11 protein-coding genes are annotated in these 13,142 nt (G+C 36.9%); 10 read left to right on the top strand and 1 reads right to left on the bottom strand.

Translation table 11 applies throughout. The annotated features are described in order from the left end of the window. Nucleotides 1–71: 71 nt before the first annotated feature. From proX to emrB, 10 genes are all read left to right on the top strand, one after another. Complete coding sequence (gene proX, locus H1225_RS02605) at nucleotides 72–1,067, top strand: glycine betaine/L-proline ABC transporter substrate-binding protein ProX (protein ID WP_006537756.1); 996 nt, start codon at nucleotides 72–74, stop codon at nucleotides 1,065–1,067. 283 nt (nucleotides 1,068–1,350) lie between these two features. Further along, entirely contained in the window at nucleotides 1,351–1,701 is a 351-nt protein-coding gene (locus H1225_RS02600) for a hypothetical protein (protein ID WP_006537757.1), read from the top strand. Between the two features lie 531 nt (nucleotides 1,702–2,232). Further along, a complete protein-coding gene (locus H1225_RS02595; RefSeq protein ID WP_239739421.1) occupies nucleotides 2,233–2,868 on the top strand; it encodes a CDP-alcohol phosphatidyltransferase family protein in 636 nt (211 codons plus the stop codon). Then, complete coding sequence (locus H1225_RS02590; RefSeq protein WP_115065156.1) at nucleotides 2,865–4,634, top strand: bifunctional alpha/beta hydrolase/class I SAM-dependent methyltransferase; 1,770 nt, start codon at nucleotides 2,865–2,867, stop codon at nucleotides 4,632–4,634. Before H1225_RS02595 ends, H1225_RS02590 begins: the two co-directional genes overlap by 4 nt. 100 nt (nucleotides 4,635–4,734) lie before the next feature. After that, complete coding sequence (locus H1225_RS02585) at nucleotides 4,735–6,096, top strand: phosphatase PAP2/dual specificity phosphatase family protein (protein ID WP_161769700.1); 1,362 nt, start codon at nucleotides 4,735–4,737, stop codon at nucleotides 6,094–6,096. Beyond that, the gene (locus H1225_RS02580; protein WP_109847436.1) at nucleotides 6,077–6,484 is read left to right on the top strand and encodes a hypothetical protein; all 408 of its coding nucleotides are present in this window, start codon (nucleotides 6,077–6,079) and stop codon (nucleotides 6,482–6,484) included. Before H1225_RS02585 ends, H1225_RS02580 begins: the two co-directional genes overlap by 20 nt. Nucleotides 6,485–6,652: 168 nt before the next feature. After that, nucleotides 6,653–7,861, top strand: coding sequence for an MFS transporter (locus H1225_RS02575; protein WP_006537765.1), 1,209 nt, complete (start codon nucleotides 6,653–6,655; stop codon nucleotides 7,859–7,861). A 492-nt stretch (nucleotides 7,862–8,353) separates the two neighbouring features. Further along, nucleotides 8,354–8,881 (top strand): transcriptional repressor MprA, encoded by a 528-nt coding sequence (gene mprA / locus H1225_RS02570; protein WP_006537766.1) that lies wholly within the window; start codon nucleotides 8,354–8,356, stop codon nucleotides 8,879–8,881. A gap of 192 nt (nucleotides 8,882–9,073) precedes the next feature. After that, nucleotides 9,074–10,252, top strand: a complete 1,179-nt coding sequence (gene emrA, locus H1225_RS02565; protein ID WP_161669164.1) for a multidrug efflux MFS transporter periplasmic adaptor subunit EmrA — start codon at nucleotides 9,074–9,076, stop codon at nucleotides 10,250–10,252. A 15-nt stretch (nucleotides 10,253–10,267) separates the two neighbouring features. Next, a complete protein-coding gene (emrB, locus tag H1225_RS02560) occupies nucleotides 10,268–11,785 on the top strand; it encodes a multidrug efflux MFS transporter permease subunit EmrB (protein ID WP_109847433.1) in 1,518 nt (505 codons plus the stop codon). Nucleotides 11,786–11,879: 94 nt separating this feature from the next. On the opposite strand, the gene H1225_RS02555 is transcribed toward emrB, so the two are convergent. Beyond that, complete coding sequence (locus H1225_RS02555; protein ID WP_161671345.1) at nucleotides 11,880–13,022, bottom strand: tRNA/rRNA methyltransferase; 1,143 nt, start codon at nucleotides 13,020–13,022, stop codon at nucleotides 11,880–11,882. Nucleotides 13,023–13,142 lie beyond the last annotated feature (120 nt).

The following is a 13,142-nucleotide window of genomic DNA, read 5'->3' as shown; positions in this document are numbered from 1 at the left end:
CAATATAAGAAATAGAGGCGACAGTTCGCTGTCGCTATTTATCTCTTACCATAACAACAGAAGGAAAAACTATGCGTAATCCAGTTCTCTGGGCAACAGTATTGTCCGCCACACTGATAAGCACCCAGTTATCCGCTGCTGATTTACCTGGAAAAGGGATTTCGGTTCAACCCGTGCAAAGTACGATTTCTGAAGAAACCTTTCAAACTTTAATCGTCAACAAAGCATTAGAACAATTAGGTTACACTGTTCAGCCAATTAAAGAAGTAGACTATAACGTTGCTTACTCCTCTATCGCCAATGGTGATGCGACCTTTATGGCAGTCAGTTGGGTTCCTCTTCATAATTCACAATATGCAGCGGCAGGAGGTGATAATACCTTTTATCGTAAAGGGGATTATGTCGTTAATGCAGCTCAAGGTTACTTGATTGATAAAAAAACGGCAGAGAAATATAACATCACCAATATTGAGCAATTAAAAGATCCTAAAATTGCCAAACTCTTTGATGCCGATGGTGATGGCAAAGCCGATTTAACGGGTTGTAATCCGGGATGGGGTTGTGAAGAAGCTATTAACAATCACTTGAAAGCCTATGGATTAGAAAAATCTGTCACACATAACCAAGGTAATTACGCGGCAATGATGGCAGATACTATTACTCGCTATAAAGAAGGTAAACCCATTTTTTATTACACTTGGACGCCTTACTGGATAAGTGATGTATTAAAACCAGGTAAAGATGTTGTTTGGTTACAAGTGCCTTTCTCTTCATTACCGGGTGATGATAAAACCGATACTACATTAGCAAATGGTAAAAACTATGGTTTCCCGCCAAGTACTATGCATATCGCAGCGAATAAAAAATGGGCTGAAGAAAACCCTGCAGCGGCAAAACTCTTTGAAGTCATGAAAGTGTCTGTTGCCGATATTAATGCGCAAAACTTACGTATGCATAATGGTCAAAAATCGCAGGCAGATATTGAACGTCATGCTAATGCTTGGATCAAAGCACATCAAAAAACCTTTGATGGCTGGATTGAACAAGCTCAGGCTGCTGCAAAGTAATTAATAAATAATCTTAAATTAAGATTATCACAAAACAGGTCACACTATTGTGGCCTGTTTTTATTTATAAAAAACTATAATTACATGTAATTAGGCAGAGCTAATTTATATAAAAATAAAAAGATCTTAATACTATTTCATTATTAAGATAATTCTTTTTATTAATGGCAAAGATATACCTGTCTTTCATTCTCTCATTTCTTCAATTATGATTATCGTTTTCTCCAGTTGCCATTTTGGCATTCTCATTTTTATATTTATTATTTTAGATAAGGAATAAACTGTGTCTTACACTAACAAACCAGTACCTGAAGAAATTAAACGTTGGAACTGGGGTGCTTTCATGTTTAATATTATTTGGGGTTTTGGTAATAAATCCTATCTTCCATTATTAGCGCTTGTTCCTTTACTTAACTTAGTTTGGATCTTTGTCTGTGGTATTAAAGGAAATGAATGGGCTTGGAAAAGCGGTGATTACGATTCTGTTGAAACCTTTATGAAAGTGCAAGAAACATGGAACAGAGCTGGCTTTGTTTACTTTATTATTAGTATCGTTATGGCTGTTCTTTTCTTTATTTTCTTCTTCACAACCATGATGGCAATGATTGCAACTTCTGCATCACAAGGTTATTAATTCAATATATTGAGTATGAACTCGTAATGACAATAAAACCCCATAATATCTATGGGGTTTATTCGTTTTTATTTTCATAATATTCGAAACATCTTGCCACTGTAACTCGTTGATTACACTATTGATACCCCTATTATATTTAAATCTCATTTAAAACAATACATTAAAAATAAATCAAACTACTTCATCAGCTGTTATAAAATGTTTAATATCCCTTATTTTCATTCCCTTCTTTTAATTCTCTAATTATAATTACGCACACATTTCTAAAGAAAAATTAATCATTCTAAAAATAAAAAATAAACACAAATACAGAACAATCCGATAATTACAATTATATGCATTTGATTTTTGTTTTATTTTTAGAGCTAAATAATTATTAAATCAGGTAAATTTCAGAAATTAGTTTTATGGCTAAATCGTAAATAAATTAAATATTTGAAATAAAGATATTCAATGAGATAAAAATCAGCTAATAATAAATCAATAATTTTGAGATAGTATACGTACTTTTGAACACAAGGATGCGTCATGACAATTTATGACTTAAAACCCAAATTTCAATCTCTATTGCGCCCTTATGTAAAACAATTATTTAAAAAAGGGATCACCGCAAATCAAGTTACACTTTCTGCCTTACTCTTATCCATTGCCGTTGGTGGACTACTTTTGCTTCATCCTTCCCCTCGTTTATTTTTATTACTCCCTTTTGTCCTCTTTTTTCGGATGGCGCTTAATGCCATTGATGGCATGCTTGCGCGAGAACATAAGCAAAAAAGTGCGCTTGGCGCGATATTAAACGAAGCTAGCGATGTTATTTCAGACATTGCACTCTATTTACCTTTTGCTTTTATTTTTCCACAGGCCTACTGGTGGATCATGCTGGCACTTTTTTTAATGATAATGACTGAGTTTTTAGGTGTTCTTGCCCAAACTATTCATGCGTCTCGTCGTTATGATGGCCCCATGGGAAAAAGTGATAGAGCCTTTATTTTCGGTACTATTGCGCTTTTTATCGGAATATTCCCCTCACTGACATTATCAGAAAACATACATTATCTTTTTATTATTATTAATTTATTACTTTTGTTGACTTGTTATCACCGTATTCATCGAGCACTAAAAGAAGCAAAGATGACAGATAAAGATAAGGATACATCGTTATGAATCAACAACCGCAATATCAAACTCAAAGGAATATGATTGAGTCTGAATTTACCACCAGCGATAAGACACCGTTGTATTATCGCCATTGGCCTGCTCAAATCACCACTGAATCAAAAGCAATTATTTTATTTCACCGAGGTCATGAACATTCGGGGCGTGTTTCTCATCTAGTTGATGAATTAGATCTTCCTGATTTTTCAATGTTTGCTTGGGATGCTCGTGGACATGGTAAAAATGAAGGTGCTCGCGGTTATAGCCCATCAATGGGAACATCAATAAAAGATATAGACGAATTCGTTCGTTACGTTTCATCTAACTATAGTATTCCAATGGAGAATATTCTGGTTGTTGGTCAAAGTGTCGGTGCTGTTTTAGTTACTGGTTGGGTACACGATTATGCCCCGAAGATCCGTGGTATGGTGTTGGCCTCTCCTGCATTTAAAGTGAAGTTATATGTTCCTTTTGCACGCACCGGCCTCGCCTTAATGCAAAAAATTCGGGGCCTTTTTTACGTCAATTCATATGTGAAAGCCAAATACTTAACCCATGACCAAAGTCGTATCGACTCTTTTAATCAAGACTCGCTAATCACTCGCCCTATTGCCGTCAATATTTTATTAGAACTTTATAAAACGGCCGATCGCGTGGTTGAAGATGCAAGTGCGATTACTTTACCAACACAATTATTTATTTCAGGTAATGATCATGTAGTTCACGCCAAACCTCAACATCTTTTCTATGAACGTTTAAATACCTCTATTAAAGAAAAGCATGTTTTACCTGGTTTTTACCACGATACATTGGGCGAGAAAGACAGAGCAATCCCCATCAATAAAATGCGTCACTTTATTGAAACATTGTTTGCACAACCGCTTTATCAACACGATTATCAAAATGAAGATATATGGAGCCATAGTGCTGATGTTTATCGCGCATTACAGACCCCTCTTCCTAAATATTGTCCAAAAAAACTTTATTATAAATTAATTAGCCGTTCTATGAGCACGTTAGGTAAAGCGTCTGAAGGGGTTGCTCTGGGTTACGATAAGGGTTTTGATTCTGGATCGACTCTGGATTATGTCTACCGTAATCAACCTCAGGGAAAAGGCTTATTTGGTCGTATCATTGATAAACAATATTTAAACAGTATTGGTTGGCAAGGTATTCGCCAACGTAAAATCAATATTGAAAATACGATCAGATACGCTATTCGCCAATTAACACAAAATAATATGCCAGTACATATTATGGATATTGCTGCAGGACAAGGCCGTTATATTTTTGATGCGGTTAATGACTATGGTAAGGTCGATTCAATTTTAATGCGCGACTATAGCCCGATTAATGTTGAACAAGGCCGACTTGCCATTAAAGAACGCCATTTAGAAGACAAAGTGCGTTTTGAAGAAGGTAACGCTTTTGATGCAGAAAGTTTGAGTGCTGTTTCGCCTTCACCCACTTTGGGTATTGTCAGTGGACTTTATGAATTATTCCCTGAAAACCATCTGCTAAAAGAGTCTTTAAAAGGACTTTCGCTAGCCATTCCAAGTGGTGGCTTATTGATTTATACCTGTCAACCTTGGCACCCTCAACTTGAAATGATTGCGCGCGTATTACCAAGTCACCAAAACGGACAACCTTGGATCATGCGTTGCCGTAGTCAAGGTGAAATGGATGCTTTAGTCAATGAAGCGGGATTTGAAAAGTTAGATCAACAAATTGATCATTGGGGGATTTTTAGTGTATCGATAGCAAAACGTCGCTAATAGAATACACTACCAATAACAGGGCTATCACTATATGTCACTGTATAGCGGTAGCTTTAAGTCCTTGTAAAAAAACATAAACAAATAAAGGGATCTTTGTATGGGGGGAAACCAACACTCTCAAATAACATCATCAAGAAAAAGTATCTGGCTCGCTGGTATTGTATGGCTGTTATGTCTTGCCCCATTTTTCTATTTAACTTATATGCAAGTTAACACTTATACTTCCACTTTATCTGATGTTCCTTCTTTTGTTTATTCGTGGGAAAAAGCAATCCCCTTTTTACCCTGGACAATCATTCCTTATTGGAGTGTAAATATTGCCTATGGTATTTCACTGATTATTTGTACAACGCTAAAAGAACAATTTATACATGGGCTACGTTTAATTGTTGCCTCGCTTATTGCTTGTGCTGGTTTTTTATTATTCCCTTTAAAATTTAGCTTTATTCGCCCAACAACAGAAGGGGTTTCTGGCTGGTTATTTACCCAATTAGAGGGTTTCGATTTACCTTATAACCAAGCCCCTTCTTTACATATTATTTTATTGTGGATTATTTGGTTACGTTTCCGTGCTCATACGCCAAAATCATGGCAATGGCTTTTAAATTTATGGTCATTGCTTATTGCTGTGTCTGTACTAACAACGTGGCAACATCACTTTATTGATATTATTACGGGTTTTGGTGTCGGCGTATTTATTTGCTATTTATTACCAATAAATTCGCGTTGGAAATGGCATTTTACTGGTAGCAAACATAGTTTGCGTATTGGTAAAAACTATGCGTTATCCGCAATGGTGTTTTATCTGTTATCTTTTGGTTTGCAAGGATTCTTTTGGATCTTTCTATGGCCAGCAATCACATTAACTTTTGTAACGTTAGGCTATTTAGGTGCTGGAGCTTCTATTTTTCAAAAAAATGCGCAGGGTGAAGTCCCTCTTTCTGCACAGATAATCCTATTACCTTATCGCTTCTTTGCGTGGTGTACTTATCGTTATTATTTAAAACAGTGCCAAACACCGAGTTTAGTCACTGAAGGTATTTTATTAGGTGGACGCCCTCTTTATAAATTAAAAGCGAACGCTGTTTTTGATTTAACTTGTGAATGGCCAAGAAATAAGTTTAGTCAAAATAAACTTTATTTAGCACAGCCTCAAATTGATTTATTACCTTTATCTCCAGATGATATTAACAAAGCAATGTTATCAATGGAGCAACTCAATCAAGCAGGTACTGTTTATATTCATTGCAAATTAGGCTATTCACGCAGTGCAACTATTGCGGTTGCATGGCTCGTTTATAATGGCACAGTAAATACTCTGCAAGACGCAATAAAACAAGTGTATCAAACTCGCCCTCAAGTGATTTTAAATTTAGAAACACAAGAGGCATTACAAATGTGGTATTCACGTTTCCAACAAAATAGATCACGAGGTAACGATGCTGACAACAAAAACTAGCGGTAAAGTCATTGTATCTTTAACCCAAAGTTGGCGTTATTTACTGCTGTTATCACTGTTACCTTATATAAACACATGGCCTGTTTTTAGCCTTCACTTTCACAATAAATTAGCATTCTTTGGTGCTTCTCTTTTATTTTTATTTACGCAATATCATCTTTTTCGTTTATGGCTTGATAGTCATTTTTTTCAAGCTCTTTATCGCTATCAAGACAATATTAGCTTTGATGAAAGTCTCTCTACATTATTTCCTAAACGCCCGAAAAAACAGACAATGGAAGCCCGCTGGTTGGGAACTAAACGTCTGTTTTCTTTTGCCGTGATTGGTATTTCAGTTCAATGGATATGGTGTTTGACGATGCTCTTTTTTACGTTTTTTAGTTATTAGAATGTCCAGTTAATAACCTTATTTAGCATATAAAACAATATGTTATAACAATTAAATATAAAAGGTTTATATCAAATTAATTGAACATTTCTATCACAGTAATTCTTTTCCCAAAAAAATGACTCATGTTACTATCATTTACCTTACAAATGATTCGTTATGAGTATTATGGAAAACACCGCACCACAAACATCACTAAGCAAAGGCCTTATTTTACTTATGGCGGTTGCCACAGGCATGGTTGTTGCCAGTAACTACTACGCACAACCTCTGCTTGATTCAATCGCAAACTATTTCCACATATCGGCTACTTTGGCCGGATTTATTGTCACTACAGCGCAATTCAGTTATGCCATAGGGTTAATGTTATTAGTACCTCTTGGCGATATTTTTGAACGTCGCTCACTCATTATTACCATGACATTAATTTCAGCGAGTGGTCTATTGATTACCGCTATGGCATCTAATATTTGGGTGATGTTAATAGGAACGGCGCTCTCAGGTATGTTCTCCGTTGTGGCTCAAATTCTTGTTCCTTTTGCTGCTACGCTTGCCGCGCCACATCAAAGAGGAAAAGCCGTCGGAACGATTATGAGTGGTCTTTTACTCGGGATCTTACTGGCGAGAACTGCATCTGGGTTAATGGCATCATTTACTAATTGGCAGGGTATTTTCTGGGTGGCAAGTATTTTTCTGGCCATTTTAGCGATCACTTTATGGCGCTGTTTACCCACTTATAAAAGTGAAACTGACTTAAATTATTTCCAATTGCTAGGCTCTATTTTCAAATTATTTGCAACAACGCCCGTGTTAAGGACTCGCTCATTAGTTGGTGCACTTATTTTTGCTCACTTTGGTTTATTATGGACTTCAATGGCTTTTTTATTGGCTTCTGATCCTTTTAATTACTCAGATGCTGTGATTGGTTTATTTGGTCTTGTAGGCGCCGCAGGTGCATTGATGGCGGGTAAAGCGGGTGTATTAGTTGATAAAGGAAAAGGCAAGAAAACGACTACCGTGGGATTAGTCATCCTCTTTCTTTCTTGGGGTTTTATCGTTATTGCACCTTATTATCACTGGATTGGGCTCATCAGCTTTATTATTGGCGTTGTCCTGCTAGACTTAGCGGTTCAAGGTGTTCATGTCACCAATCAGAGTACCATATATCGTATTTTACCGGATGCTAGAAACCGCCTAACTGCCGCTTATATGACAAGCTATTTTATCGGTGGTGCATTAGGATCTTTACTATCGGGCTATGCTTATCATCAATATGGATGGACAGGCGTTTCTATCGCTGGATTAGTCATTGGTGTTATTGGTCTTATTGTTTGGTTTTTAGGTTATAAAAATGATCCAATAATCCACACTGAATAATTTTCAGACCCAAGGATGGGTTATATTATTTCTTCAATCCTACTCTAATCAGAATAAAATATGAATGTTTTAACAGCGTGATTACTATTAATGTATATCATCATCCTATTCTTTATTAAGAAAATTATATCAATCTTCCCAATAAAGCACTATATAAATAATTTCATTTCGATATCATAAACATAACAACCATTGGTAGTGATAATAAATTTATTACGTGTTTTATCGTAAAAAATGATCCATTTTTTCGTAAATAGACTACTATTCATTGTCAGATAAGTGATAAATTGATTTTATTAACTTATAACAAAGAGATAAGTACCTATCTTTTTTTTTGTGTTATCATTCAGAAAATTTATGAATCAGGTAACATAATCAAAAAAACATAGTGACTATAAATAATAAAAATTGCTAAATTGTGTGTTTAATATACCATTTAACATGTTGATAACAGCATTATCCTAATTTTCGAAACTAACAAGGTGTCTAAAAATGGAAAGCTCATTTACGCCAACAGAAGAATTACTAAACACTCGCGCTACACAACAGAAATCGCTTAACAAAGATATTCCTTATCAAGAAATTTTGTTAACTCGACTTTCTATGCATGTTCAAAGCAAACTTCTTGAAAGTCGTAATAATATGTTGAAGTCTCAGGGTATTAACGAGACATTATTTATGGCATTAATGATATTAGATACGACAGAAAATCGTAGTATTCAACCATCAGAATTAAGTGCGGCTTTAGGCTCTTCAAGAACAAATGCAACTCGTATTGCTGATGAGCTTGAAAAACAAGGTTGGATTGAACGCCGTGAAAGTCATAATGATCGTCGTTGTTTACATCTCCATTTAACTGATGCTGGTGAAGAGTTTTTAAATAGCTTATTACCACCGCAACATCAGTGTTTAAAACAAATCTGGTCTGTATTAGATCAATCTGAACAAAGACAGCTTGAAACGCTAATGCGTAAGCTATTATTACAATTAGATACTTTGGCTGAAAAGGCTTGTGAATAAGTAGCATAATAGATAGTTTTATTGATCTAATCCTATTTAAGCCATAAATCGGCAAACATACTTACCCATTAGCATTTATAATTTATCCTCACGCTAATAATTATTCTAAGATTGACTTTATAATTATGTTTCCAGTTTTAATACTGGAAACATATCTAATGATGTTTTTCTGGTTTTATGGAGATCTTCTAAATGAGTGTTAATGAGGAAAATACCCCCCCTCAGGCTCCCATTCGCAATAAAAAACGAACTCGCCGAAATGTTCTACTGTTTCTAACTATCTTATTTATTGTTGCTGGCATAGCTTACACAGCTTATTGGTTTATGGTGCTAAGGCATCATGAAACGACAGATAATGCTTATGTGACTGGTAATCAAATCATGGTAATGCCTCAGATTTCTGGTTCTGTTACCACTGTTTATGTGGATAACACCGATTTTGTAAAAGCGGGAGAACCCTTAGTTTTATTAGATTCAAGTGATGAAAAACTGGCATTAGAAAAAGCAAAAACAGCATTAGCGAATAGTGTTCGCCAAATGCATCAACAAATCATCAACGGTCGCCAATTAAAAGCAAACATCGTTTTGCGCGAAACGGAGCTCACTAAATTACAAAATGATCTTCGTCGCCGTGAAGTTTTAGGCGAACGCAATGTGATTGGTAAAGAAGAACTTCAACACGCCAGAGAAGCTGTTTCCACTGCAAAGGCTGCTTTAGAAGTTGCAAGAGAGCAATATAATGCTAATCAGGCAATTATCTTAAATACACCAATTGCACAGCAACCTTCCGTTTTACAAGCATCAACCGATGTTCGTAATGCATGGCTCGCTTTAGAACGTACTAAAATTTTAAGTCCAACCGATGGCTATGTTTCACGTCGTAGCGTTCAAGTAGGTGCACAAGTCGCACCGGGTAAACCTTTAATGGCTATTGTTCCCATAACAGGTATGTGGATTGATGCCAATTTTAAAGAAACTCAGCTCGCTAATATGCGTATCGGCCAACCAGCCAAAATTACAACTGACTTTTATGGTAAAAAAGTGATTTATCATGGCACTGTATTAGGTTTAGATATGGGAACTGGGAGTGCTTTCTCATTATTACCTGCTCAAAATGCCAGTGGTAACTGGATAAAAGTTGTTCAGCGCTTACCTGTTCGTATTTCATTAGATGAAAAAGAGTTAGCGGAAAAACCACTGCGTATTGGTCTTTCTTCTGAAGTGACCGTTGATACAATTAACCTCGATGGAAAAGTATTATCACACAGTGAACGCCAAGTACCTGCTTATCATACTGATGCATTAACTATTGATATGTCAGCGATTAATAAACTGATCAATGAAATTATTGAACAGAATGCAGGACAATAAAGGCGAGGTGTAAAGGTGATTAAAGAGCCATTACAAGGAGGAAAACTTGCCTTAATGACCATCGCTCTTGCGTTGGCCACCTTTATGCAAGTTCTCGATTCTACAATCGCTAACGTAGCCATTCCAACTATTGCAGGAAACTTAGGTGCCTCTAACTCACAGGGGACTTGGGTTATTACCTCTTTTGGTGTAGCAAATGCTATTTCTATCCCAATTACAGGTTGGTTAGCAAAACGTATTGGTGAAGTTCGACTCTTTATGTGGTCAACGGCACTTTTTGCGTTAACCTCATGGCTTTGTGGTATTTCACAAAGCCTTGAAATGCTGATTTTCTTTCGTGTGCTTCAAGGTTTAGTTGCCGGACCGCTTATTCCTTTATCACAAAGTCTGTTATTGAATAACTATCCACCAGCAAAACGAAATATGGCACTTGCACTATGGTCAGTAACCATAGTTGTTGCACCGATTTTAGGACCTATTTTAGGTGGCTATATCAGCGATAACTATCACTGGGGATGGATATTCTTTATTAATGTCCCATTTGGTGTGTTGATTATCATGTGTATATCAAACACATTAGCTGGGCGAGAAACAAAAACCGAAATTAAACCAATTGATACCATTGGTCTTGTTTTACTTGTTATTGGTATAGGTGCTTTACAAATCATGCTCGATCAGGGTAAAGAGCTTGATTGGTTTAACTCAACAGAAATTATAGTCCTCACCATTGTGGCTGTGGTTGCACTTAGTTTCTTAATTGTTTGGGAGTTAACAGACGACCATCCGGTGATAGACCTTTCACTCTTTAAGAGCCGAAACTTTACCATTGGTTGTGTCACGCTCAGTCTCGCCTATATGATCTATTTTGGTACCATTGTTTTACTGCCACTACTTTTACAAGAAGTCTTTGGTTATACAGCAACATGGGCTGGATTAGCATCTGCATCAGTAGGTTTATTGCCTTTAATTATCACACCGATTATAGGCAAGTTTGGTGGTAAAGTAGATTTACGCTATATCATCAGCTTCAGCTTTATTATATTTTCTGTGTGTTTTTATTGGCGAGCTTATACCTTCGAACCAGGAATGGATTTTGCCACTGTGGCATGGCCTCAATTTTGGCAAGGCTTAGCGGTTGCATGTTTCTTTATGCCGTTAACAACAATGACATTATCTGGATTACCCCCAGAAAAAATGGCATCTGCGTCAAGTCTTTCAAATTTCTTAAGAACATTGGCAGGGGCAATTGGTGCATCGTTAACTACGACAATTTGGACACAAAGAGAATCACTTCACCATGAAACCTTTGTAGAAAAAATTAATCCACTTGATCCTGATTCACAAATGGCATTCCAGCAAATGAATGATCTTGGTCTTTCAAATGAACAGGCATCGGCCTATTTAGCGAAAACCATTACAGAACAAGGATTAATTATTTCAGCCAATGAGATTTTCTGGTTAGCTGCAGGTATTTTCCTTATCATGATGATAGTGGTTTGGTTTGCTAAACCGCCATTCTCTCCAGGAAAATAACGCAATTCACGTAGATCTTATACATAAAAAAAACCGCTTAAATCACAATGATTAAGCGGTTTTTTATCATTTTTTATTTAACACTATAAAGCAATTAGCCTTGGTGCTGACGCCACCATTCTGCTAATAATACACCTGAAGCTACAGAAACGTTTAAGCTTTCAACGTGTCCAGTACCACCGATGTAAATGCTCATATCACCTTGATTTAAAGTGCTTTCACTTAAGCCATCTTTCTCTTGACCTAAGATAAGTACCATTTTCGCTGGTAATTGTGCTTTTGATAATGGCACACTGCCTTTATGGCTTGATGTTGCCACTAGTGTATAACCCGCCTTTTTAAATTTATCTAAAGTTTGAGCAAAATTATCAGCATCAATACCTTGGATATATTCAGCGCCACCTTCTGCGGTACGAACAGCCGCACCAGATTCTAATACAGCAGAATCAGGAGAAATAACCCCTTTCACACCAAAATGCGCACAACTACGCATAATTGCACCTACGTTATGTGGATTCCCCACATCTTCAAGTGCTAATACGCAATCATGTTCAGGTGCATCTTTCAGATAAGTTTCTGCATCATGACCGACACGTTTTTTAATTAAGAAGCATACACCACCATGGTGATCGGTACGGGCGGCTTTGACCATCTCTTCTTCTTCAACAACGTGATAGGCTTTACGATTTGCAGCCATCCATTTTAGTGCATCACGAAAGCGTGGTGTCACATCTTGTAAAAACCAAGCACGAACAATCGCGTCAGGACGATTTTTAAACATTGCCTGACAGGCATTTTCACCATAAATGCGAGTTTCTTCTAAACGCTGGCGACGTAGCTGTTCTGGATCGATTTGGCTCTTACCAGTAATGCCATCGTGCTCTTTAATTGCCTCTTCACCAGCAGGGCGAGAAACCGTTTTCCATGGAGAAAAACTTCCGCCTTCGCTATCGCGAGAAGGTTTTGATTCATTACGTGATGCGCCACGCCCTGAAGGCTTACCTGCTGCACCGCGGTCATCGCGACGAGAAAATTTGTTATCACCACGTCTGTTATCGCGATTTTTATCGTCGCGGCTATCACCACGTCTATTATCACGATTTTTGTCGTTACGGTTATCACCACGACCATTTTCAGGACGGCGGGATGGTTTTTTAGGTTTATTATCGGCATTGTCCTCACTACGGACATACATCACTTTTACTTTGCCGTTTTTACCTTCATAAGAATCGTTCATTTGTCTCTCCAACTGCAATAGGGGCGCAGATTACATGATAGTTTAGCAACTGTCACCGAGAGAATCACGCAGAGTAAGAGATAAACCTATATCAAAAAACTCTCACTTTAAAAATAAAAT

The sequence above is a fragment of the Proteus penneri genome, assembly GCF_022369495.1.
GTDB classification, from domain to species: domain Bacteria; phylum Pseudomonadota; class Gammaproteobacteria; order Enterobacterales; family Enterobacteriaceae; genus Proteus; species Proteus penneri.
This window is presented reverse-complemented; position numbering and strand designations above follow the sequence as displayed.